18 protein-coding genes are annotated in these 23,884 nt (G+C 53.8%); 11 read left to right on the top strand and 7 right to left on the bottom strand.

The window, feature by feature from the left end; genetic code table 11:
• Positions 1 to 309: 309 nt before the first annotated feature.
• Genes EYC98_RS18940 through EYC98_RS18930 form a run of 3 tightly spaced genes read right to left on the bottom strand, consistent with a single transcriptional unit; the run spans position 310 to position 1,722 of the window.
• Complete coding sequence (locus EYC98_RS18940) at positions 310 to 840, bottom strand: GNAT family N-acetyltransferase (RefSeq protein ID WP_279246963.1); 531 nt, start codon at positions 838 to 840, stop codon at positions 310 to 312.
• 15 nt (positions 841 to 855) lie between these two features.
• Positions 856 to 1,386: a demethoxyubiquinone hydroxylase family protein gene (locus EYC98_RS18935; RefSeq protein WP_279246962.1), complete on the bottom strand. Its 531-nt coding sequence runs from the start codon at positions 1,384 to 1,386 to the stop codon at positions 856 to 858.
• Between the two features lie 39 nt (positions 1,387 to 1,425).
• Positions 1,426 to 1,722, bottom strand: coding sequence for a hypothetical protein (locus tag EYC98_RS18930; protein WP_279246961.1), 297 nt, complete (start codon positions 1,720 to 1,722; stop codon positions 1,426 to 1,428).
• A gap of 393 nt (positions 1,723 to 2,115) precedes the next feature.
• Between EYC98_RS18930 and EYC98_RS18925 the strand changes: the two genes are divergently transcribed.
• The 6 genes from EYC98_RS18925 (at position 2,116) to EYC98_RS18900 (ending at position 12,455) form a co-directional block, all read left to right on the top strand.
• Positions 2,116 to 4,491 carry a TonB-dependent receptor gene (locus EYC98_RS18925; protein WP_279246960.1) on the top strand — a complete coding sequence of 792 codons (2,376 nt, stop codon included), beginning with the start codon at positions 2,116 to 2,118 and terminating at the stop codon, positions 4,489 to 4,491.
• 92 nt (positions 4,492 to 4,583) lie between these two features.
• Complete coding sequence (locus EYC98_RS18920) at positions 4,584 to 6,617, top strand: DUF3604 domain-containing protein (RefSeq protein WP_279246959.1); 2,034 nt, start codon at positions 4,584 to 4,586, stop codon at positions 6,615 to 6,617.
• 9 nt (positions 6,618 to 6,626) lie between these two features.
• Entirely contained in the window at positions 6,627 to 7,781 is a 1,155-nt protein-coding gene (locus tag EYC98_RS18915) for a glutathione S-transferase family protein (protein WP_279246958.1), read from the top strand.
• A 58-nt stretch (positions 7,782 to 7,839) separates the two neighbouring features.
• A complete protein-coding gene (locus tag EYC98_RS18910; RefSeq protein ID WP_279246957.1) occupies positions 7,840 to 9,882 on the top strand; it encodes a DUF3604 domain-containing protein in 2,043 nt (680 codons plus the stop codon).
• A gap of 7 nt (positions 9,883 to 9,889) precedes the next feature.
• On the top strand, positions 9,890 to 11,347 hold the full coding sequence (locus EYC98_RS18905) for a flavin-containing monooxygenase (RefSeq protein ID WP_279246956.1): 1,458 nt from the start codon (positions 9,890 to 9,892) through the stop codon (positions 11,345 to 11,347).
• Positions 11,348 to 11,414: 67 nt separating this feature from the next.
• On the top strand, positions 11,415 to 12,455 hold the full coding sequence (locus EYC98_RS18900) for an MBL fold metallo-hydrolase (RefSeq protein ID WP_279246955.1): 1,041 nt from the start codon (positions 11,415 to 11,417) through the stop codon (positions 12,453 to 12,455).
• Between the two features lie 62 nt (positions 12,456 to 12,517).
• Here EYC98_RS18900 and EYC98_RS18895 read toward each other — a convergent pair whose 3' ends face one another.
• Positions 12,518 to 14,407, bottom strand: a complete 1,890-nt coding sequence (locus EYC98_RS18895) for a DUF3604 domain-containing protein (protein ID WP_279246954.1) — start codon at positions 14,405 to 14,407, stop codon at positions 12,518 to 12,520.
• 324 nt (positions 14,408 to 14,731) lie between these two features.
• Between EYC98_RS18895 and EYC98_RS18890 the strand changes: the two genes are divergently transcribed.
• Positions 14,732 to 16,012, top strand: a complete 1,281-nt coding sequence (locus EYC98_RS18890; RefSeq protein ID WP_279246953.1) for a spinster family MFS transporter — start codon at positions 14,732 to 14,734, stop codon at positions 16,010 to 16,012.
• 76 nt (positions 16,013 to 16,088) lie between these two features.
• Here EYC98_RS18890 and EYC98_RS18885 read toward each other — a convergent pair whose 3' ends face one another.
• Complete coding sequence (locus EYC98_RS18885) at positions 16,089 to 17,009, bottom strand: HupE/UreJ family protein (RefSeq protein WP_279246952.1); 921 nt, start codon at positions 17,007 to 17,009, stop codon at positions 16,089 to 16,091.
• A 19-nt stretch (positions 17,010 to 17,028) separates the two neighbouring features.
• The gene (locus EYC98_RS18880; RefSeq protein ID WP_279246951.1) at positions 17,029 to 17,793 is read right to left on the bottom strand and encodes a peptidylprolyl isomerase; all 765 of its coding nucleotides are present in this window, start codon (positions 17,791 to 17,793) and stop codon (positions 17,029 to 17,031) included.
• A 197-nt stretch (positions 17,794 to 17,990) separates the two neighbouring features.
• Between EYC98_RS18880 and EYC98_RS18875 the strand changes: the two genes are divergently transcribed.
• The 3 genes from EYC98_RS18875 to EYC98_RS18865 all read left to right on the top strand — a co-directional run bounded on the left by EYC98_RS18875 (position 17,991) and on the right by EYC98_RS18865 (position 21,215).
• On the top strand, positions 17,991 to 19,331 hold the full coding sequence (locus EYC98_RS18875) for an MFS transporter (protein ID WP_279246950.1): 1,341 nt from the start codon (positions 17,991 to 17,993) through the stop codon (positions 19,329 to 19,331).
• 160 nt (positions 19,332 to 19,491) lie between these two features.
• Entirely contained in the window at positions 19,492 to 20,754 is a 1,263-nt protein-coding gene (locus tag EYC98_RS18870) for an aromatic ring-hydroxylating oxygenase subunit alpha (protein WP_279246949.1), read from the top strand.
• A gap of 2 nt (positions 20,755 to 20,756) precedes the next feature.
• Positions 20,757 to 21,215 (top strand): nuclear transport factor 2 family protein, encoded by a 459-nt coding sequence (locus tag EYC98_RS18865; RefSeq protein ID WP_279246948.1) that lies wholly within the window; start codon positions 20,757 to 20,759, stop codon positions 21,213 to 21,215.
• A 32-nt stretch (positions 21,216 to 21,247) separates the two neighbouring features.
• On the opposite strand, the gene EYC98_RS18860 is transcribed toward EYC98_RS18865, so the two are convergent.
• Entirely contained in the window at positions 21,248 to 22,255 is a 1,008-nt protein-coding gene (locus EYC98_RS18860; RefSeq protein WP_279246947.1) for an AraC family transcriptional regulator, read from the bottom strand.
• Positions 22,256 to 22,401: 146 nt separating this feature from the next.
• Between EYC98_RS18860 and EYC98_RS18855 the strand changes: the two genes are divergently transcribed.
• Positions 22,402 to 23,736 carry a spinster family MFS transporter gene (locus tag EYC98_RS18855; protein WP_279246946.1) on the top strand — a complete coding sequence of 445 codons (1,335 nt, stop codon included), beginning with the start codon at positions 22,402 to 22,404 and terminating at the stop codon, positions 23,734 to 23,736.
• Positions 23,737 to 23,884 lie beyond the last annotated feature (148 nt).

Below are 23,884 nucleotides of genomic sequence, written 5' to 3'. Positions count from 1 at the left end.
TTGGCTTCTGAATACGCGACCTCGCAAGCGGTTTGGGTTTAAAACACCGCAAGAACTAATGGAGCGTGAAATGGACGGAGGGTTGATACGTGTTGCACTTGATTCTTGAATCCAAGCAGAGCCCTTTTTCGAAAGAACAAATACGATAAGGGGTCAGAGCCCTTTTTCGAAAGAACAAAGAACAATGCGCATAAAGGGCTCTGACCCCTTTTTCCTTTGTTCTCATTCCAGCAGACTGAGCCTGTGAAGATGAAAACTGTCAGGCCTGACTCCGCAACGTAACGTGACCCCGCAATGTTAAGGGCACGTTTAGCCGTGAAGCGCTAACCAGAAACGATGCGGGTAATCGCGCTGGGGGTCAGCGACCGGCACAGCCTGCAGCCCCTTGTGGCCGAAGAAACGGATCGAATCTGCCGCGGCTTTCACCAACACCCCCGCATAACCGCCTTGGCGGGCCTTGTCGGCGGCACAGGCTAACAACGCGCTACCGACACCCAAACCGTGGTAATCCTTATGTACGTAGAGCCCATGCAACAGCAAACCCCGCTGTTGCGCGGGCACCTCTGCGGCCGCAGCGGGCTCCAGAGTCGCAACACCAACAATTTGTTCGCCGCTGGAAAGCTGCTCCAGCCCCGCTGGCGCCGCCACCGCTACTACAGTATCAAGATGCAACAGATCCACTTCGTCATACACATGCACTCGCAGGGACTGGCGCTGAACCCGTTCAGTCACCTGCCATGTGCCAATAGCCGATGCGATAAGAGCGTTAATCGTCTGCAGATCCGCACCCACGCCCTGCCTTAGCTTAAGCGCGTCTAGCTGAACAGCGGTCGATTGCACAACAGCACCCCCATCTCACAGCCTTCTGGCAGCAGCTACCGCCGCAGCAGAGCCTGACCCCACCAATGCGCACCAGAACCGGCCCAAGCGAACATAGGGACCAGCAACCCGACGCGAGGCCGCATCATCTCGATGCGCTGCCTCGTCATCCATAAAGCCGCACACCGTTGTTACCAATGCCTCCTGCCCTGCTGCACGCAATCGCGGCAGCTGCTCCCGATAATGAGCCACAACAAAGGTCTCGACGGCTTCAATGGTAAGGAACACGCCGCGCCTGCCGCCTAGCAGTGCCAATGCACCCAACGACCAACCGCCTACCTTCCACAGAGGGAGCAACCGGCTTTTCAGCGCCGGCGGCAACCAGTGCTCAAAAAATGCCAGGTGACGCTCCTCAGTGGCCAGGTGCTCCGTAGCAAACTCCCTCAAGACGCTGTCCCGGGTACAGTGCAAAATACCGCGGTAGATAAACACCGCCCCGGTTTCGCCGGCGTGATCTGAGCGCAGATCGCGTTGCACCGCCACCGGCAGCGTAGTCGCAGGCGGCATTGCAGCTATTATTGTGGGATTGGCGTGCAAAACAATCCGTTACTGAAACGCAACGCGCGTCGTCACTGCGTCAACGCTCAACTGGCATGCGGCGGGTGTACCGCCTGCATCTACCGCCAGAATAACCGCACGCCCGGCAATCGGTGCCAACGCGTCGATACGAAAGCGCCCCGGCGTACCCCGAATAAAACAGTCCTCATCAAAGAACACGCAGTGACCCTCACCAATGTCGTCGTCAATCATAGTATCGAACCCGATCAGACCTGGCAGGTCGTCCTGTGTCGCATCGATAAGCTCTATGGACTGCTTAGCTCCGTCTATAAGTATTGCTTGCATAGTTTTTCTCCTAATCTGTTATACCAGCGCCGACCGCCGCCAGATCAACCCGCACACTAGGCAAGCCTGTCAGAAACTGTACAACGTTTAGCCCTCGCGCAATAAGGGGTCACGCAATAAGGGGGCCGCAATAAGGGGTCAGCGCAATAAGGGGTCAGAGCCCTTTATGATCAATGTTCTTTCACAATAAGGGCTCTGACCCCTTTTCCCCCTCCCCGCCACTCGCGTTTTTACCATAAAGGGCTCTGACCCCTTTTCATGACCCCTTTTCAGACCCCTTTTCATATATAGCCTGCAGCAAGATCAGGAATTTGGCCGAATATGATTCCTTTATCTACCTTGCACCGCACTATAGTTCAGGCTGTCGAATAAAAACTATAACGGTGGCTCACAATGATAAAAATCAGACCCCTAACATCTGCACTAGCGCTGGCTTTATACGGCACTGGCACACTGGCCCAGAGCGCGGTATTGGAGGAAGTCATCGTTACCGCCCAGAAGCGGGTCCAGAACCTGCAGGATGTGCCGATTTCCATCGCCGCTGTTAGCGGTGAGAAAATCGACGATATTGGCATCACCGGTCTGGAGGAGCTGACCCAGTACATACCCAATGTGACCATTAACAACGGCGCCGGCACGCCAAACCTATTCATTCGCGGCGTCGGCTCGGGCACTAATGCCGGTTTCGAGCAGTCCGTGGGAATGTACATCGATGGGGTGTATGCCGGGCGTGGGCTATTGGCATCGGTTCCTACCACCATGGACCTGGAACGGGTCGAAATTCTGAAAGGGCCGCAGGGCATTCTGTTTGGCAAGAATACCGTGGCCGGTGCGGTGAATATCACCACCGCCAAACCGACCGATGAATTTGAGGGTATGGTAGAAGCGCTGTATGAGCCCGACCATGGCGAGCAGCAGTACAATCTGGTCCTGTCGGGCCCGCTCACCGATAGCCTGTCGGGCAGACTGGCGGTGCGCTACGATGAGATGGAGGGCTGGTGGAAAAACACCATCACCGGCGCCGAGGGGCCCAATCAACAAAACCTGTATGCCCGCGGCAGCGTCCTCTGGCGGGCCAGCGATACGCTGGAGATCCACGCCAAATACGAGTACGGTGACTTCGACCGTGGCTCTCGACCTACCGTGGTATACCAGTCTGATTTTGAAGGCCAGCAGAACGCTTTCGGCAGTGTCCCCTTCCCTGTGGTTTCTGACCGGGATGATGGTGCCGGCGATGTTGATGGCACTAGTGACAACAGGACCGACGTATTAGCCGTCACGGTAGATTGGGAGTTAGACTTCGCTACATTGACCTCCATATCCTCCTACTCTGCCTATGACTATGAATCAGCTGGCAACACAGATATGGCGGCAGTAGCAGCACTGCACCGGACGAAGTTTGAGGACTACGAGCAGTTCAGCCAGGAAATTCGCTTCGTATCACCCGGCGGCGAGACCATCGACTGGATTGCCGGCGCCTACTACCAGCAAAGTGAAGTGAATATCAGCCAGCGGGTCGACGCCATCGATTTCGCTCTCTCCGGTCCGCTCAGCGTGGCCGGCGCCCTTTACGCTGACGAACCTGGCGTACCCAGCACCTTCGACCAAGAATCCAAAAGCTGGGCCATCTTCGGTCAGGGCACCTGGAACGCCACCGAAACGCTGCGGCTTTCACTAGGACTGCGCTATAACAAGGAAACCAAAGACCTGGACAAAGAACGCTATGCCGACGGCTTGCAAATCCGGCTGGGCAACAACACCTTTCTCGCCAACCCACTCAACGGTCAATTGATTGCTGACGTGAGGCAGCACTCGTTTACCGACCTAAGTCGTGACGAAGACAAGTGGACCTTCTCCGGCAGCGTGCAGTGGGATGCCACCGATGACGCTATGCTTTACGCCAGCATCAGTACCGGTTTCAAGGGCGGCGGCTATGACGAGGCCTACAGCGGCGCCGGCTACGAGATTCGTCTGGCGAACCTTTCAGGTGAGCTGACAGGTGAGTCGGTACCGGGTAACGATCCCTCCGTACTCGAATACGAACCAGAGGAAGTTCTCGCCTATGAAATTGGCGCCAAGATGGGCCTGCTGGATGGGGCGGCGGAATTGAACATAGCCCTGTTCCGAATGGAGTACGAAAATCTGCAAACCAGCTCTCTGGTGGGCGATGTATTCCGTGTCGGCAATGCTGGCGAATCCATCAGCCAGGGCGTGGAAGTGGACGGCCGCTGGAGAGTCACTGAACGTTTTACCCTCAGCGCTGCCGCTGCTTACCTGGATGCTTACTATGAGGATTTCACCGGTGCCACCTGCACCATCCCACAAACCACCGATCCAGATAACAACCCCGGCTGTCTGAGAGAAGATGGCAGTAATATTACAGGGCGAGAGTCTGGCGGTCAGGATCTAACCGACGAGACACTGCTGTTTGCTCCGGAATGGAGCGCCACCCTGAGCGCCCGCTACGCGATGCCTCTGAGTGAGAATCTACTGCTGGCGGGTAACCTGGACATCAATTACGAGGATGAGTTTTACTCAGCGTTGGACCTGGACCCGAACACCAATCACGACGCTGCAACCATCATTAATGCGCGCATCGCGTTGAGCAACATGGACCGCAACTGGTCTGTGGCACTGATCGGCAAGAACCTCACCGACGAAAAAACCTATGTCTGGAAAAACGATGTCCCTATCACCAACTCCAACAGCTATTTTGGCCTGCCACAAAGGCCTCGCTCAATCGCTGTGCAGGCGCGTTATCGTTTCTAAGGTGATAACTTGTGACGGCATTCTGCGTGAAAGCCATTAGATAGCATTATCAGGGGCTAAGGCCCCTATAAAGACAACACGGGAAGCAAAGTATGCTCAAGAAAATCGGCTTAGGCATTGTTGTCCTGCTCCTCGCGGTCGTCGGCTTTGTCAGCGTGAAATTCGTCCTGCCCATTCAGGACTCGGCCGACAAATTTGGTCCGGAGACCGCCGCCCGCGACTATGCCTTACAAGACGACAGCAGGTTAGCGCTGCCTGCAGCACAAGCACCGATTTTTCAGCCCGCACCCAATCCTGCGATGAACCTGTATTGGGGCGAATTGCATCTACACACTGCCGAAAGTTTTGATGCAACCCTGTTTGGTAACACGCTGGGCATTGAAGACGCCTATCGATTCGCCAAAGGCGAGCCACTCAACACACCCGGTGGCGAACTTATGCAGCTCACCCGCCCGCTCGACTTTGTGGCGATCACCGATCATGCGGAAGGCTTCGGCACTCGCACCCATTGCAATGAGCCAGACCTGTCTCTGCGCGAACGCGCCGCTTGCTGGTTGGTAAACCTTCCCAACCCCATGGTGTTTAAAGTACTGGTTGATGGCTTGCGCGGCACCGCAGGCCCCGGTGACCCATCAAAACCCGCCGGCGTTTATCAACAGACGACCCGCCAACCCCTTCCACCCGGCTCTTTCCCTACCTGCAAATTTGGCGATGGCGCGCTCGAACGATGCTATAAAAACGCCAACAACGATTGGGGTCGCTATATTGATCTGGCAAACCAATATTATGAACCAGGAGAGTTAACCACACTGATTGCCTATGAGTTTTCGCCCACGCTGCCCGACCAGGGCAAGCACCACCGCAATGTTATTTTCCGCTCCAACACGGTTCCTGAACGCGCACTTTCAAGTCTGGATGTGCCAAACGCCATTGAACTGTGGAAGGGACTTGAAGCCAATTGTGGCGAGGATTGCGACTTCCTGACCATACCGCACAACCCCAACAAAGCATGGGGGTTAACCTATTCGCGCTTCACCTGGGATGGGCAGGAATATAACGAAGCAGACTGGCGCTTGCGCCAGAAGCGCGAGCCGCTGACGGAGATATTCCAGATCAAGGGCGCTCAGGAATGTGCTCTGGGGGTTGGCGCTACCGATGAAGAATGCGCCTTTGAACAAGTGTTTGACCCCTGCCAGCCGGGTGAAACAACCGGTTGTGCCTTCCAGACAGGGTTTGTCCGCCAGGGTCTTAAGGTCGGACTGGAGCTGGAGCAGGAGCTGGGGTTTAACCCGCTACAAGTCGGCTTTATCGCCGCTACCGACAGCCATAATTCCAACCCGGGTGATGTGGAGGAATGGGACTTCCCCGGTGCTGCGGGATCAGTCACGTCCTCTGCGTTTCGGCGCCTGAGGCAGAGTGAGGAAACAGCCGCCTATAAATCCAGTATCAAGTTCCATACCTCGGGCGGCATCGCCGCAGTCTGGGCACCCGAGAATACCCGCGAAGCAATTTTTGATGCCCTTGCCCGCCGCGAAACCTACGCCACGTCCGGCCCACGCATGGCCGTGCGCCTTTATGCAGGCTGGGACATTGATCAGGCAGTGAAGCAGGACACCGATGCAGTGCAGTCTTTGATGGCCAGTGGCGTACCCATGGGCGGCGTACTGCGCCCGGATGCAACACAAGAGAGTTCACCCGGCTTTTTTGTCTGGGCCACCCGCGACCCCATCGATGCGCCACTGCAGCGAGTGCAAATGATCAAGGGCTGGATCGATGCGCAAGGACTAACTCAGGAAAAGGTGGTTGATATTGCCTGCGCCGATGGGCTAACGGCCGACCCTGCAACAGGCCGCTGCCCGGACAATGGTGCCACTGTTGATCTCAAAACCTGCAGCTTTAGTCAGGGCTCCGGCGCCGATGAGCTGAAAACCGTCTGGCATGACCCCGACTACGATCCGGCGCAAAGTGCCTTCTATTATGTTCGTGTGCTGATGAACCCGACCTGCCGCTGGTCAAGTTATGACGCTATCCGCCTGGGGCGCGAACCCGACCCACGGGCACCGCCAACCATACGAGAGCGTGCCTGGACCAGCCCCATCTGGCTTGACCCCGCGCTGATTAAGTAACGTTTTGGTATGAATTCAACCCATCAAGCAGATAATGGCTATTACTTATATGGGTCACCTGTCTCTTATTACACCGTTAAAGTTCGTTCCTACTTGCTTTATAAGGGCTTACATTTTTCCGAGATTCGGGCATCTGACAAGGTCGCCAAAAACATTATTAAGCCGGCCACCGGTGGCTGGCGTGTTGTTCCGGTTTTAACCACACCCCAGGGAGATTGTATTCAGGACAGCAGTATTATCCTGGATGAACTGGAGTCTGCTCATAAAGATCGCTCGATTACGCCACCCGGTCTAAAGCAGCAAGTGGTGTCTTCCCTGTTTGAGCTACTGGGTGACGAATGGCTTGTCTTTCCGGCGATGCATTACCGTTGGAATTTCAAAAGATTCAATCTGATATATATCCTTAATGCCTTTGGCCAAACCCGCAAAGCACATTGGCCAAAAGCGGCGCGGTTCCTGGGTGGCGTCGTACCTGCTTTGAAATACGGCAACGTCCCTCGATTTATGCTGGGTATTAATAAGACGAATACGTCAGCACTAGAGGCATGGGCGCTGCAATTACTGGATCAGTTGGATTGTCATTTTTCTCAGTATGACTATTTGTTAGGAGGGCGACCTTGTTACGGGGATTTTTCCTTGTACGGCCCATTGCATGCCCACTTGGCGCTGGACCCCTACCCCAAAAAGCATTTGATACAGCCCCGGAAACATTTACTGGCCTGGCTCGAACGTATGGATGAAACCCCGCAGCACATTGCCGACTGGCTGCCCGGCGATAATATCCCCGAAACTCTGGTGCCGATTCTGCAATGGCAGTGCCGGGATCAACTGCATCATATTCATCAGTTAATGGATAAAACAGCAGACTGGATAAACAAAAACCCTGAGGCGGACACGCTGCCCCGCTTTATTGGCAAAGCCGATTATCGGATGAATGATGCCGAGGGCAAGCGATTGTGCACACCCTACAGCCAATGGATGTACGAGCGGGTACTGGCACCCATAGAAAAAGCTGCTGCGGAGCAGCGTGCTGAATTAACACGTTGGCTGGACAGGCAGAACATACCGTTTAAACCCATACAGCCAAATTATTCATTGATGTTTCAGCGTTCGGTTCTGTGGCGCAGGGACAGGCTTCGAACAAGAACTTTAATGGAAGATTAGCATTCCTATCTCCACTACTGTTGAAGATAGTCACGGCTTAACAAAAAGAGATAAACCTATGATTTTTCGTACTGCACTGAGCATTGCCATAGCACTCACAGCCGCCTGCTCCGGCGACCTATCAGAATCCGATAAGCGCGAGCAGGCACAAGAATACTTTCGCACAACCAATACGATAATCCCGGCGAGTGATGAAATCATAGCGTTCCCGTCAGCGCCTGCACCCGATTCTGGTCGACCCTTGCCCAACCCTGACCGCAATGCGTATTTTGGCGACCTGCACGTGCATACAACACTCTCATTTGATGCCTCTGCCTTTGGCACAACCGCTTCACCAGCCGACGCCTACCGCTACGCGCAAGGTGAGGCCATCACGCATCCCAGCGGCTTTGAGGTACAGCTGGCACAACCGCTGGATTTTTATGCGGTTACCGATCACGCGGTTTTTCTTGGTCTGATCAACGAAGCAGCAGATACCAGCACGTCTATTTCACAATACGATTTTGCCAAGCCCTATCACAACATCAATGAGTCGGTAGATGGCGGCCTGTTGGACCTGTCAAAAAGAAGCAAAGTGTTTTACGGGTTTGTGAGCGATGTGGTGATCAGCCTGCTCGACGGCGTGATCGACAACGCGGCGGTCAACAATGTCAGCAAATCGGCCTGGTCACAAACCGTTGAAGCTGCCAATGCGGCCTACGTACCCGGCACATTCACCACCTTTGCCGCGTATGAATTCACATCATCTACCGCAGCGCGCGAAAGCCTGCATCGCAACGTTATTTTTCGCGGCACCGAACGCTTACCCGCCCTGCCTTTTTCACGCTTCAATAGCCTTAATCCAGAAGGCTTGTGGGACTGGATGGACACGCTGCGTCAGCAAGATATAGAAAGCCTGGCGATACCGCACAATAGCAATGGCTCCAACGGCGCGATGTTTATGTTTACCGACTGGGCCGGCAACGCCATTGATCAGGAGTACGCTGACCAACGCTTGCGCAATGAGCCGCTGGTAGAAATCACACAGGTCAAAGGCACATCAGACACCCACCCGCTACTGTCAAAGAATGACGAGTGGGCCAATTTCGAAATCTTCCCCCTGCGCACCTCCACCAGAATACCCAGTGACCCACCGGGCAGCTATGTACGCAATGCCTGGCAACGCGGGTTAGCTATTGAAGAACGCGATGCCGGAAACCCCTACAAATTTGGCGTGATCGGTTCGAGTGATACCCATACAGGGGCGGCCTCACTGGCGGAAGACAACTACTTCGGAAAAATTGGCTCATTTGACAGCTCCCCGGAAAAGCGTGGCTCTATACCGGCGAGCTTTCTCTACGGTACGCTGGTCAAACTCGCCGCATCCGAAATGGTCGAGAAGGTAGACGGCGAAAACTATCTTAATTTCTCTGGCTACAAGTACTGGGGCGCTTCCGGTATTGCCGGGGTATGGGCAGAAGAAAATACCCGCGAAGCCATTTATGATGCATTGCGCCGTAAGGAAACCTTCGCCACCAGCGGTACGCGGATAAAAGTGCGCTTCTTTGCTGGCTATGACTTCGCCGATGCGCAGTTGAATAGCCTGGATCTCGTTAAAGGCGCCTACCAAAGCGGCACCACTATGGGAGGCACCTTGCAAGCTAACGGTGATCGCCAACCCACCTTCTTAACCTGGGCGGTAGCCGACCCAAACACAGCCCAACTCCAGCGCGTGCAAATTATCAAAGGCTGGCTCGAGAACGGTGAGCACCAGGAGCGAGTCTATGATGCAGCTTGCTCTGATGACATGAGCGTAGACCCGCAAACGCATCGGTGCCCTGACAACGGCGCACGCGTTGATCTGGATGACTGCTCCATCACAGCTAATGTTGGCGCCAGCGAACTTAAAACTCTGTGGCAAGACCCCGACTTCATCCCGGGACAAGAAGCTTTTTACTACGTACGCGTACTGGAAAACCCGGTCTGCCGCTGGTCCACCTGGGACGCTCTGCGCGCGGGTGAAGCACCGCGCTCAGACTTGCCAGCCACTATTCAAGAGCGCGCCTGGTCGTCACCTATCTGGTATAGCGCGTTGAGTGAAAACAACAACTTTGTAGATTGAGATATATATGAACAGTAGTAGCCATGAATCAGTAGACGTTCTCATTATTGGAGCAGGCCTGTCGGGCATCGGCGGCGCCTGCCAGCTGCGCCGTAACAGTCCCAAGCGCAGCTTTGCCATTTTTGAATCACGCGCCGTCAGCGGCGGTACCTGGGATTTGTTCCGCTACCCCGGCATCCGCTCCGACAGCGATATGTATACCTTGAGCTACGGTTTTAAACCCTGGCAACATAAGTCGGCCATTGCCCACGGCAGCTCGATCCTCGACTACATTCGTGAGGCCGCCAAAGAGTACGACGTGGAGCGGCATATTCGCTATCAACACGAAGTGGTAACGGCTGACTGGTCCAATGAAAAAAAGCGCTGGCATGTCACGGCAACACGAGGCGACACCGGCGAGAGCATCACTATTAGTTGTCTTTTCATTCTAAGCTGCAGCGGTTATTACGACTACGACAAAGGCTACACTCCCGAGTTTGCCGGGCGCGATAATTTCAAGGGAGAAGTCATTCACACCCAGCACTGGCCCGAAGACCTGGACTATAAAGACAAGCGGGTGGTTGTTATTGGAAGCGGCGCCACCGCCGTTACCCTGATACCGGAGATGTCTCAAGAGACACGCAGTATGACCATGCTGCAACGCTCGCCCACCTATATCGCCAATGTACCCGAGCGTGACGCCATGGCAGAAATGCTGCGCAAGTGGCTGCCGGTTTCTCTGGTGTTCCGACTGACCCGCTGGAAACGCGTGCTATTCCAAAGATACATCTACCAGCTCTCACGCAGAAAGCCGAAGCAACTGCGTCATTTTTTACTCAACAAGGTACGCGAGGAGCTTGGGCCCGACTACGATGTCGCCAAGCACTTCACACCCAGCTATAACCCTTGGGACCAACGCCTGTGTGCCGTCCCCGAGGGTGATATGTTCAAGGCTATTCGCGAGGGTCGCGCCGACGTAGTCACCGACCACATCGAGAACTTCAATAGCGATGGCATTCGCCTGCAATCAGGCCAGCAACTGGACGCCGACTTGATTATCCTGGCCACGGGCCTCAACCTTAAGTTTGGCGGCGGCGTGCAGTACAGCGTTGGCGGTGAAACCATAGATTTCTCGCAGCACTATGTGTATCGCGGCATGATGTTCTCTGACATACCAAACCTGGGCTTTGTCGTCGGCTATACCAACTCTTCCTGGACCCTCAAGGCAGATCTCACCAGTAACTACATGTGTCGACTGCTGAACCGTATGCAGCGCACTGGCTATGAAAGCGTCACCCCCCGCGTCAAAGCGGGAATTGTCGATACGCCTCTAATGGATTTTGAGGCAGGTTACGTACTGCGTTCACGGGAGCAGTTCCCCAAGCAAGGGGATCGTTTCCCCTGGCGGGTCTATCAGGACTACATTCGGGATTTTTTCAGTCTGGGTTACGGCAGCTTAAAGGATGATGAACTAGAGTTCAGGTGAGTGAAATAATAGGCGCTTCACTTGCAGCCACGCAGACAAAACATCGCAATCATACGGAGCCAAAGACATGAAGAAAATACTAGTACTGCTGCTCGGACTACTGGTTATGGTCGGCATTGGCCGCTTTTTGCTCACCCTACCAGCAGTACAGGATAGGTTACTGGAACGCGGCACGGAGGCTATCGCCAAACGCGGCGCCGTACCTCTGGCAGAATCAGAAAGCCTCAGGGTCTATGTGTGTGGCAGCGCATCGCCGCTGGGGATGGGTCAGGCGCAGGCCTGTATCGCCGTCATAACGCCGGAGCACTTCTACCTGATCGACTCCGGCGCCGGCTCTACCGACAACATTAATCGCCTGGGGCTGCCCACTGACCGTTTGCAGGGCCTACTGCTCACACATTTCCACTCGGACCACATCGCAGAAATCTATGAAGTGAACCTGGCCTCCTGGGTACGGGGCAGACCACACCCCTTGACGATCTTTGGTCCAAAGGGTGTTGATGAAGTAACGAACGGCGTCAATGCCAGTTACCGGCAGGATCGAATGTATCGCACCGGTCATCACGGTGAAGACTTGCTGGTACCGGCACTGGGTGTACTGGCGCACAAGACAATCGCTCCTGGTGTCATTCTTGAAGATGGAGACCTCAAGATAAGCGCCTATGTTGCTGAGCATCCACCCATTCATCCTGCCGTGGGCTATCGATTTGACTACCGCGGCCGCAGTGTTGTTATTTCAGGCGACAGCAACGTGAACGGCGCAACACTGAAGATTGTCGAAGGGGCTGATTTATTGCTGCACGACGCCCTGTCACTGCCAACGGTAACCGCTCTGTCCAAGGCATTGGGGGCAGCGGGCCAAACACGGCAGTCCAAGATCGTTGCTGACGTTATGGATTACCACGCTTCCACCGATTCCCTGATTGAACTCGGCAAGCAATCGGACGTAGACATGGTGGCCTTCTATCACCTGGTGCCAGTCCCTCCAAACTCAGTACTTAAAGAAATCTTCAAGCGCGGGATACCGGACAACTTCCTGCTCGCAGAAGACCTCATGTGGTTTGAGCTGCCCATAGACAGTGACGACATTGTTGTGAATAACCCATGACGAGCCAATTCGACGGGTAAGCCATTGTCGGCACAGTGGCGCCCCGAATAGCTATACACGGGCTACTTGGCGTCAGGCGAGTACCAGATTGGAGAAGTATAGGCTCGCTCCTGAAGCGTCATCTCGGTACCTGCCGCCGGCGTGTCGCCGAACTGCTTGGCGTCATAGGCCGTCCAGCGAGGGGTCGGTATCTCGAGCACGCGCAAGTAGTAGACCCCTGGCTGTGATGCATCGAATTCCGGGTCCTGCCAATAGCCCACAAGTTCAGCATCACCAATGGTGTTAAGCCAGGTAGCGTCTGCCACGTTAACCGTATTGCCTACTGGGGGCAGGCGACCATCTTGCAGCATCTTTCTCTGATCAGGGTCGCTCCAGGCTACATTAAAGATCTTTTCATGGGTCACACCTTCCGCATCCAACCACCCCTTGACGATCTGTATGCGGTCCAGATGACCACTAAGCGGGTCTTTCATCGCACCGACCAGGAACTTTGGCGCGCCCATATCTTGGCTGGCTTGCAATGTCCCACCCATGGGAACACCGCGGGCGTAACCGCTGGAAGCCAGCTTCTGAAAACTGGCATCATCCTCTGAGAACTCCCAACCACCAAAAAAGCGAACCGTCATACGCGGTCCTGTAGTCGCATACACTTCACGCCGCTGCATGGCATCCCATATTGCCGCGCGAGTATTTTCTTTTGCCCACACGCCTGCATAACCCGAGGAGCTCATTTCCCAGGTTTTCCAACCATCGGGCATGCCGTTGTCAACCATGGGTTCATTCATTCGATCCGCGACGGGTTCTTCATGGGTGAACTTGCCAAAAAAATAATTCTCATCTGCCGTCGAAAGGCCTGTATGGCTATCTGTAGATCCGACCATGCCAAACTGATAAGGGTTTTCGCCCAGCTGTCTTTCCAGCTTAAGACCATTCTTCAACGCTTCTCTGGCGTACTCGTACGGCAACATTTCAGGCGTCTTGCGAATTGCCAGGCTGGCATTACCGCGGTCCCAGGTTTCAAAATCGGCAAACTCGTCTTCCGGTGACAGCGCCGGGTGAGACTCACTGTCGCCCTTTATTTGTGTGACTTCAAAGAGTGGCTCCCAGCGAGCGCGTGCGCGAACATATTCCGCATCGATAGCAAAACCCGTATTGGGGTTCGTTTCTACCGGAAACATCTTGCCGTTTGACAGGTTACCGTTGTGCGCTAGTGCAAGAACCTTGTCGCCGGTCTTGTCTTCGTAGCGTTGCATCCACTTCCAAAGGTCTTGCGGGTTTATGCTCTTATTAGCCGTAAAAGGCATCATTTGACTAGCGCTTTCAGCATCACCTCTGTAGAGCACGTTGCGATGAAGTTTGTCGCCGCTCTGGGTAGGCGTCCATTCGTAACCAATCATGGCGGTAAATCGCCCTGGTTCGTTGTAACGATCAGCCGTCTCCAAATAGTCATCCCAGACTGATCGCATGACTTCCTGATTCAGCAGCGGGCCCGAGTAATTTTCATCGATCAGCACAGCGGTTATCGCGCCTATTGCTCTTAGTGTGCCAGCCCCACCTGAGATAAGATCAGATCGCATCTCTTGTAGCTCCGGACTTGCCATTAGTTTAGGGCTGCCACTGATCAACCTGTCAACAACGCCCATGGCGTCAGAATGGTCAGATACCACCAGAAAATCCAGCGGCCGTGACAGGCGGGCCTTGTGCCCACTGCTGGTCACCACCTCATCGCCACGTGCAAATTCGTAAGAGTCAGCTACGTTGAGTGTCACCCCTAGAATCCTTGCATCCAGTGAGTTGGTGGTGTGCAAATGCGTGTCACCCCAGAGCACTTGGGTTGGATAATCTACCGCCGTATAAATAGTACCCGCGCTTTCGTCAGCACTAGCCGCCAATGGCGCCGCAACAATCATCGCCGCAACAATCACCGCCGCCAAACTCAATTTTCGTAACATCACTGTATTCCTTCTGGGCATTCCCCAGATAGTATACTTCAGTTGACTCTGTAGCCATCACCAGCTGATCGATTGTGCGTGCCATGATATTGCAAGGCGCTTCTGAAAATGGCTGGCCTGTATCAAAGGCAGAGTTCTCCGCTTGCGGCAATGCCGACACGGTTCGCAAAGATTATACCGGCATAAACCTCAATAGAATGTATACTGCTGCGCTGGTCATTTTACAGCCGCCACACCCAGCGGTTGGTACTTTTTGCGCATACAAGGCGCAATCAAATACCTATTGGGATATATAAATATAATGAGATAAACCAGGAACAAAAGATGGGCAAGTACTATCGATATTACGTACTGATCATTTTGACCATTGTGTCAATGATCAACATTATGGATCGCTTGATACTGTCGATCTTGCTGGAAGATATTAAGGCTGAATTCACGCTGACGGACACTCAACTCGGGGTTCTCGCGGGCTTGGCCTTCGCGTTATTTTATGCGCTTATGAGTATCCCTATTGCACGCTGGGCAGATGTCTCTAACCGGAAAAATATTCTAGCCACCGCGTTGATTATCTGGAGTGGCATGACAGCCCTATGCGGAGCAGCTACTGGCTTTGTGAGCCTCTTCCTCGCTCGACTCGGAGTCGGTATTGGAGAGGCCGGTGGCAGCCCTCCAAGCTATTCAATAATCGCCGATTATTTTAAGCCGAGTGAGCGCGCGCGAGCCATGGGCGTGTATGTTACAGGTGCAGTACTGGGCACCGGTGGAGGTTTGATTATAGGCGGCTTACTGGGCGAATGGCTGGGATGGCGCATGACATTTTTCGTGCTTGGTGTGCCTGGCATACTGCTGGGAGTTCTGCTGTATTTCACCGTAAAGGAACCGCAACGAGGTCGCTATGATGCGGGGGTTGAATCCGCTAAGCAGGCCACTGACTTAAAGCGTACCTTAAAATCCTTAGCAGGCAATAAGGTCTATGTGCGCGTTAGTATTTCTTTTGCGATGCTGACGATGGTCGGTTATGCGATGGCCCTTTGGTTAGCGCCCATTATGCTGCGCAATTTTGATGTATCTTTAGGCAAGGTAGGCCTATACCTGGGAACAACCTATATTCTCGGCGGTATACCTGGCCCATTAATCGGCGGCTACTTGACTGACCACATGGTTAAGCGCGATGAACGCTGGCGCGCATGGATACCCGCTATCGCTATCGTGTGTTCTGTCAGTGCCTTTTGGTTCTGTTTGTCTGCCGACAGCCTCGAGGAATTTCTCGGATTTTTTGCACTGACCTATGCGATTTTCATGATTCCCCAAGGCGCAAGTATGTCTATGTTGCAATCTTCAGTGGGCTCAGGAGAGCGAGCGCTGGGAACCTCATTTACCTTACTGATTACCACTATGATCGGTATGGCCATAGGCCCGTTACTGATCGGTCTATTAAGTGACATGTTGGCCCCCACCTATGGAACAAAGTCCTTAAACCACGCTTTGATGGCGGTTTGCGGCACGGCAGCCACCATTGCGGCGCTATGTTATTTTTGGACCTCGACAGCGATGCCGTCTGTACTGGATTTAGACGAAGGGCTTACCGATACAGCCGACTAATTGCGTCAGCAGAACATAGCCAGAATCAAAACCGCGCGTTTCTTTCAGCCCCAACTGGCTCGATTTGAAGAGTCGTTCAGACAAGAACCTGTAAGCTGCGGTCGATAAACCAGAAAAAAGACACGCCCCCGATAAGGTAGACCGGCAAAGCGATTATCGCACCGGTGGGCCGTAATCCGGCCCTGCTAACAAGAAAGGTCAGCGCCAGGGCAGCTGCAATAATCGCCAGTTGCCCGATTTCAATACCGACATTGAATAGCAACAGCGCCATCGCGGCGCCTGCCTGCGGTAGCCCTATCTCCGCCAGTGCACCCGCAAAACCAAGCCCGTGCAGAAGCCCGAAGGCGAACGTGATCAGCCAGGGTTTGCGATAAATAAGCCCCTCTTCCCCGCGCAGCGCTTCCGCCGCCAGTAGCACGATACTCAACGCTATTAATGCTTCGACAGGTTGTTGTGACACGGAGAGGATGTTGAATGCCGATAAGCCCAGCGTGATGGAGTGGGCTACGGTAAAACTCGTCACCACTTTGATCAGATTCCTCCATCCGCTCACCAGATAAACAAGCAGCAGCACGAACAACACATGGTCGATACCAAAGAACAAATGCTCGACGCCCAGTATGAGATAGACGGGCGTGGCGGTGCCGCCTCCAAGATTAACTTTGGGCACACGTCCGTTGACGAGGTAGTTTTCGGTTGATCCACTGCGGTCTTCGACAGTGATAATCGTATCAATCAAGGTTCTTTCGAGACCGACAACTTCAATAGTTGCCAGAGCATCGTCGCAGGTCAGAGAAAAAGTCTCCTCCAGTGCACTGGCATTGGTGGTGGATTTTACGAGTGTGCTGTCGCAATTGGTTATGACAGACAGATCAAGAAAGCGGCCCTGAACCTGGGGTTGCTTGAACAGCGCCTGGTAGGTGAAGTCATCGCTCTGTTTGACCGTCAATATCGCCGGGCGCATTTCATGGGCCCAGGACGTCTGGGTGAGCAGCAACGCAGCGACAAAGAGAAGGCTACTCGTACACCACTTCATACTGATCCATTAGTTCCTGGTAATAGTCATCGAGGGATTGTTCCCGGCGTTGCTGTAACAGTTCCGCAATCAGCTGATTCTCTATGAGTGCCAACGGCCGCTGAGTCTGGGGTGTCAGTTCATCCAGTCTGACTATATGGAATCCAAAACTGCTGGTGACGGGTCCAACCCATACACCCTGACGCAAACCGGCTAATTGAGCGGCAAACTCGATACCCAAAGTCGACTTGATCTCACGTTCAGTTTTTTTCACGAGACGGAGCGGCAGCATTGTGCCGTCGCCCACCTCCATCCAGTTGTCACCAGCATTCAGCAGCTGCATTAATGCGTCGTACTGCGCAGCATTTTTGAAATAGACTTGCGACAGCGAATATCGAACCGGCAGAGTGTAGTCGGCGATGTTTACCTTGTAATACGCCTGAATATCTTCAGCAGTGATAGAGTCTTCGTCGACCGACCGCGCGAGAAATCCGAGTTTCTGTACCAGGCGTTTGCGAACAATAGTATCTTCCCGATCCAGACCCAGCCTCAGCGCCTCCCGGTAAAACACCTCCTCGCGCACCCAGTCGTGCACCAGCGAATCGAGTGCTTCATCACCAGGTTTTGTACCCGTCTGGGTTTCCCAGAGTGTGGCAATCTGGCTCTTCACCGCCGTGTTGACGATGATTGCATCAGGCGCTCTTGACCGATCGACAGCGAATAGCAATATGCCGATCAGCACAAACCATAACAGGGGTTCTTTCATGGCGCGTATCCTACCAGCTGCAGTAGTTCAGGGGTAACAACTGTCCAATTTGATGCATTACAGGCGCCTATCAATTGATTAAAAGAAAAGGGACTCGTAGCTTCTAAATATACGAGCAGGCGCCACGCTTCGGGGTACAATCTCGCGCAACCATTCACGATCAGCAGATTTCCCCTTAGGCATTACAGACAGACACTATGGACGGGCTAGACAAACCCAAGCGCTACCTGGCGATATTCGCAATTTCCTGCGGCACAGCGCTAATGGTAATGGATGGCGCTCTGCCTAATGTCGCACTGCCGACGATTGCACGCGAGATGAATATTGATTCGTCCTCTGCGATTATGATTGTCAGTGTTTACCAGCTGGTTTTGGTGATGACGCTGCTGCCCCTGTCGGCGCTGGGCAGTCGTATCGGCTTACGCAAAATGTACCAACTGGGTCTGTGTGTCTTTATTGGCTCTGCGCTGCTGTGCTTTCTGGCACCCAACTTACCTCTGCTGCTTGCGGCTCGCGCGCTGCAGGCGCTTGGGGCCGCCGCAGCGCTCAGTGTTGGCAGTGCGCTGGTACGTGCCATTTATCCATTCAATCAATTAGGGCGTGGCCTGGGCTTTAACACCATCATAGTGGCAAGCGCGGCAGCCGTGGCTCCCATTCTTGGCGGATACATCGTCTCCGTGGTGGACTGGCACTGGATCTTTGTCGCTACCGTTCCGCTGGGTTTACTCGCACTGGTCGTGGGTCAACGCGCCCTGCCTGATGTGGAGGGTCATGACCAGCCAATAAGCCCATTAGGGGCTTTGTTATGTGCACTGGCATTCGGACTGACAATTTCCGGGCTGCTGGCCTTGGCCCGGGGGGATCACCTGCCTACGTCCCTGACGGTACTCATATTGGGCGCACTTGCCACCGTTGTTTTTGTGCGCCGCGAACTGACCCAGGCTTTGCCTATTCTGCCGGTAGACCTCTTGGCCGATCGCGTGGTGGCTCTGTCTATAGTGGGGGCACAATTCGCATTTATCGGCTCAATGACGTTTATTCTCTCACTGCCCTTTCGACTGCAGGAACATTTTGGCTTCTTGCCCAGCGAAGTGGGTGCAGCTATTGCACCCTTTCCACTGGCGATGATGGTGACTGCACCTCTTGCCGGCATGCTATCTGATCGCTATCACCCGGGCATTCTGGGCGGCATTGGCATGGCAATCGCAACCGCGGGAATGCTTTTACTCGCCCTAATACCGGAGGGTGCAACGCAGATAGATATTGCTTGGCGCATGGCGGTGTGTGGCGCTGGTTACGGTCTATTTTTGTCGCCCAATGCGAAGCTGGTTATTTCTGCGGCGCCCATTGCTCGAGCAGCTTCGGCTGGAGGCTTGATCTCTACAAATAGGCTCGCGGGTCAGGCGCTGGGCGCCGCTCTGGTAGCGGCCCTACTCGCTACAGGCCACGGCAGTGACAGCTCACCCGCTGTCATCGGCGCGGTGCTAACCTTCTTGGCAGGAATTTGCAGCATCGCCCGTCTGAGCAATGGAAGATAGCGGGGACAGACTCAGTAAAGGCGATTAGCAATACTGGCAACAATAGCCTTTGCAGGGGCAACGCCCAGTGAGTTAAATAGCCCAAAGTCGGCGTAAGCTCACGTATAGTTACTGGCGAGTTGAGTTGTCATCCAAGTCATTGGGGAGGTGAAAGATAGTCATGCCAGAGATACCGGCAGATCGTTACAAGAGTAATGAATTCCAGCAGCTGGAGTGGCAACGATTGTGGGGCCGCGTGTGGAATATGGGTCCCAGGCTAGATGAATTGCGCAACCCGGGCGACTACGTCACCCATACACTGGGTAAAGAGCGCCTGGTATTTGTGCTGAACAAGCAAGGCGAGGTACGCGGATTTTTCAATGTTTGTCGTCACCGGGGGAACGTGCTTTGCCGTCGTTATAGCGGCAATATGAAAACGTTCTACTGTGCCTTCCATGGATGGAAGTATGACCTTGATGGAGCGGTTACCGATATTCCCCATCGGGAGCGCTTCGCGGAATTGGACGACCCCGACGAACTGGAAAAGCTTAACCTGACACCTCTGCTAGTTGATGTATGGGGAGGATGGATCTGGTTCAACCTGAACCCCGGCGCTGCACCGCTGATGGATTTCCTCGGTGAGATACCCGAGAAACTCGCCGGCTATCAGTTTGAAAGAGCCACGCTAATCGATTACAAGACGTTTGAATTTGACTGTAATTGGAAGACATGCCTTGATGCGTTTAATGAAAGCTACCACTTCCCCGCGCTGCACCGACAGTTGCTCCCCTGGGGAAACGAAGATGCACCGATAACCCTACTGGGTCTGCATAGTATGATGATCAATGAGTATGGCGTGCCCAGTCCATCCTTGGAAGATCGAGAGACGATTGGCGCACAACTTGAGGAATACCTGCGCGGGCAGGGAATCGACCCCGAGATGTTCGATGGCCGGGGTCTCGACGTCAGGGGAGCTGTGCAGAAGCACAAGCGTAAACTTCAGAACGACACTCATTTCTCTTACCAATCGCTTGAAGACGGTCAGCTTACTGACGCTTATCATTATCTGGTATTTCCCAACGTCCATTTCAACTGTTTTGCTGAATTCCATGTTGCTATGCGCTACCGCCCCCACCCGAGTGGAGACCCCGGGAGAATGTTTTTTGATTTTCTCATGTTTGCCCCGCTTGCACCTGGTGAAGACATTGAACCCTTTACCTACAAGATCGCCAAAGGTGGTGTCGATACCGTTGGCGATGTACTGGAGTGGGGGGTACGTAGTTTTCCCGCTTCTGATGAAGTGCTGGAGCAGGATATAGCACTGCTGCCGCTGGTCCAGGCAGGAATGAGTTCTGATAGTTTCGATGTTCTGCGGCTTGGCGAAGATGAGAGTCGCCTGGGGCATTTTCATGAAAACCTGATGAGATACATTGAGGAGAAATGACAGTGGGAGCAGAAAGAAATCGAGAGCTAATAACCCAATGGTATACGGCATTAGCTGCAGGTGATTGGGAAACAATAGGCGACATGCACGCCGATGACGTTGTCTATTACATGGTAGGTAGCACTCCCGTCAGCGGCAAGCTTGAAGGCAAGGACGAATGTCTGGGCGAAATGATCAACAAAAAACTGCTGGGTCAGCTGGTGCCCGAGGAAGTACGGTTCAGTCAGAAGTGGCGGATCATGTGCGTGGATGACGAGGGCGGGGTCGGAATCATGCAGGGCGGTGGCCCGACGGTATCGGGCGATATGTACTACCAGACGTATTGTGAGATATTTCGTTTCGAGAACGACAAAGTCAAGGAACTCCATGCGTTCTTTGATACTGCCCTGGTTGAACGATGCCTGTTCGGGAACCCTTTGCAGCAGTCACGAGAACTACCGGAGCGGCCGTTTGATTTTTGAACCTTTGGCAGGTTCTCTAAAAAGAGGCAGGGCTACACAACTTGATGCTGGCGATACTGACTAGGCGTTGCACCGTTCCAGCGCGCAAACGCCCGGCGAAAATTTACCGTCTCGCTATAGTCCAGCAAGTGCGCTATTTCGGCAACGGTCAACTCGGTCTCTGCAAGATACTCCCGAGCAAGTAGATCCCTGACTTCTTCAAAGGTCGCTCTAAAACTGGTGGATTCGGCCTCCAGACGTCGCCTCAGGGTACGCTCACTGACGTGCAGACGCTCAGCCACCTGTGCAATATCGAGGAAGTCACCAGCGGATTGGATCAGCAACTGCCGCACGGCGGCGGTGATTGGCTCGACACTGTTGAGACCGCGCAGCATTTCCTCGCATTGCTGATGAAAGACCACATGGTCAGATTTATTGGCGGTTTTAACGGGCGTATCGAGAACGCTTGCTGGCAGAAACAGCTGATTGCGCAGCGCCCCAAAGGTTATTTTTGCGTCAAGGATAGACTGATAAATGGAAGCATTGGAAGGTTTGGGAAATGTAAAGTGTACCTCTGCACCCTGTATGGGCGCCCGCAAAAGAGAGCGCCCAATAAAACTTAACTGTGAAAAACACAGCTCAGTAACAAGCTGCTGTTGTGCCGGGGTACCTTGAGTGATGCTCATTAGCAACAATAGTCCGCCATCATGTTCCTGCGACTCCCATGTAGGCTCAAAAAACACTTTGCCATAGCGCAGCAACAGTTCGATAGATTCTCTTTGGTTGGCACAGCTCATCAGGGCAAAACCAAAGGTGCCATAACTGTCAATTCCAACCCGCTGGCCAAGTCGTAGTGGCAGGCCGGGATCACCTGTGGCCTCCACCGCGGCCTCTAACAGAACTAACGCATCAGCTCCTGCCAATTCACTTTGACCTGAAACTGAGTCCGACATCCCCTTTTTGTGGGCGTGGGTAAGCAATTGTTCCGGGGTAACCCGTACCTTTTCTAACTCGGACAATAGCTGCGTAAAAAGATCACGCTGAAGTCGATTTGCTCTCATCGCTCGCTCTCAGTGAATCTAACTGCAATCAGTCATCAAGGAAGCAGATCAAAACCTGGCCGGATATGATTCCCTACTTATTTCATCGAACACTATACTTCAGCCTAATAAAAATTAGGCACTAAAACTTACCAAGGATATTCACGATGAGTTTCATAAAAGGCATGAAACTACTCTACAACGCAGTAGACGATGGTGACATGACTGCTGAGAAAGCCAGTCAACCCATCGCCGGCTACCGCACCACCCTGACTCTACTCGTACTGGCCTATACCCTGTCGATGTGCGACCGGATGATTCTGTCGATCTTGTTTCCGGATATAAAGGCAGAGTTTGGCTTAAGCGATACCCAGCTGGGGTTGTTAGGTGGAATTTCATTCGCCCTGTTTTACGCCACCATGGGACTGCCTATTGCGCGGTTGTCTGATCAATACAGCCGCAAGTGGATCATTATCGCGAGCCTGATTATCTTCTCCCTGATGACCGCCTTCAGCGGCCTGGCCGCCGGCTTTATTAGCCTACTGCTATTTCGAATCGGTGTGGGAATTGGTGAGGCTGGGGTGAACCCCGCCAGCCACTCGATTCTCGCTGATTACTTCCCGCCCCGGCGTCGGGCGCTCGCCATGGCCACGTTAATGCTGGGCGGGAGTTTTGGCATGATGCTGGGTTTTATGGGCGGCGGTCTTATTGCGGAAACCTATGGCTGGCGAATCGCCATGGTATCGGTAGGTGTTCCTGGCCTTTTGTTGGCAGTGGGTATGGCCAGATTACTGCGAGAGCCTGTCAGGGGTGCCTTTGAAACGGAGACGCCTCCACCGCCCCCACCCATACTCACCACCGCAGCCCATATGTGGGCCAACCCCGCGATGCGACACCTGATCGCGGGCTCGACAGTAGCAGGGCTGATGTCTTACGGCCTCACCCAGTGGTTACCGACCTTCTTTATCAGAACACACGACCTCAGCCAATCCCAGACCGGCATGATGATGGCAGGCGTGTTCGGCATATTAGGGGCGATCGGCGCGCTGTTGGCCGGCAAGTGGTTTGATCGCCTTTCCATCCGTGGTTTCCAATACGGCCTGTGGATGCTTGCTCTTATTCCGTTCGTCTCCATACCATTTTTTATTATGGGTCTATTTGCTAACAATCTGACCACGGCCATGCTGCTGTTTATTATTCCAGGCTTGATCGGCAATTGTTTTCTCGGTCCAACCATAGCCATGGTGCAAACCCTGTCGCCGGTGCACATGCGCGCCGTTTCCTCGGCCATCAAGATGCTGTGCATCAACCTCATCGGCCTGGGTATGGGCCCGCTGCTGGTGGGTGTGCTAAGCGATTTGCTCAGCCCTCGCTATGGCGAAGATGCCCTGAGCGTGGCGCTTGCCTACTTTACGCTCGTGGGCCTATGGGGTTCATTGCACTTCTGGCTCTGCGGCCGAGCCCTGGCGCAACAGCAAACACTACTTAAGGGATCTACTTAAGGGGTCAGAGCCCTTTACTACTTAAGTGGTCATACTTAAGGGGTCGGAGCCCTTTACTACTTAACATACTTAAGGGGTCAGAGCCCTTAAGTACAGATCATGAGAAAGCAGATTCACTTGTCAGTACCTTCGCCGTCACACCAGGCCG

The organism is Candidatus Litorirhabdus singularis, assembly GCF_026262625.1.
Lineage (GTDB): Bacteria > Pseudomonadota > Gammaproteobacteria > Pseudomonadales > Halieaceae > Litorirhabdus > Litorirhabdus singularis.
This window is presented reverse-complemented; position numbering and strand designations above follow the sequence as displayed.

Bases quoted from the DNA above. Each gene is read 5' to 3' on its own strand.
- EYC98_RS18935 (WP_279246962.1), bottom strand. From the start codon at position 1,386: ATGCCGCCTGCGACTACGCTGCCGGTGGCGGTGCAACGCGATCTGCGC.
- EYC98_RS18930 (WP_279246961.1), bottom strand. From the start codon at position 1,722: ATGCAAGCAATACTTATAGACGGAGCTAAGCAGTCCATAGAGCTTATC.
- EYC98_RS18925 (WP_279246960.1), top strand. From the start codon at position 2,116: ATGATAAAAATCAGACCCCTAACATCTGCACTAGCGCTGGCTTTATAC.
- EYC98_RS18920 (WP_279246959.1), top strand. From the start codon at position 4,584: ATGCTCAAGAAAATCGGCTTAGGCATTGTTGTCCTGCTCCTCGCGGTC.
- EYC98_RS18915 (WP_279246958.1), top strand. From the start codon at position 6,627: ATGAATTCAACCCATCAAGCAGATAATGGCTATTACTTATATGGGTCA.
- EYC98_RS18910 (WP_279246957.1), top strand. From the start codon at position 7,840: ATGATTTTTCGTACTGCACTGAGCATTGCCATAGCACTCACAGCCGCC.
- EYC98_RS18905 (WP_279246956.1), top strand. From the start codon at position 9,890: ATGAACAGTAGTAGCCATGAATCAGTAGACGTTCTCATTATTGGAGCA.
- EYC98_RS18900 (WP_279246955.1), top strand. From the start codon at position 11,415: ATGAAGAAAATACTAGTACTGCTGCTCGGACTACTGGTTATGGTCGGC.
- EYC98_RS18895 (WP_279246954.1), bottom strand. From the start codon at position 14,407: ATGTTACGAAAATTGAGTTTGGCGGCGGTGATTGTTGCGGCGATGATT.
- EYC98_RS18890 (WP_279246953.1), top strand. From the start codon at position 14,732: ATGGGCAAGTACTATCGATATTACGTACTGATCATTTTGACCATTGTG.
- EYC98_RS18880 (WP_279246951.1), bottom strand. From the start codon at position 17,793: ATGAAAGAACCCCTGTTATGGTTTGTGCTGATCGGCATATTGCTATTC.
- EYC98_RS18875 (WP_279246950.1), top strand. From the start codon at position 17,991: ATGGACGGGCTAGACAAACCCAAGCGCTACCTGGCGATATTCGCAATT.
- EYC98_RS18870 (WP_279246949.1), top strand. From the start codon at position 19,492: ATGCCAGAGATACCGGCAGATCGTTACAAGAGTAATGAATTCCAGCAG.
- EYC98_RS18860 (WP_279246947.1), bottom strand. From the start codon at position 22,255: ATGAGAGCAAATCGACTTCAGCGTGATCTTTTTACGCAGCTATTGTCC.
- EYC98_RS18855 (WP_279246946.1), top strand. From the start codon at position 22,402: ATGAGTTTCATAAAAGGCATGAAACTACTCTACAACGCAGTAGACGAT.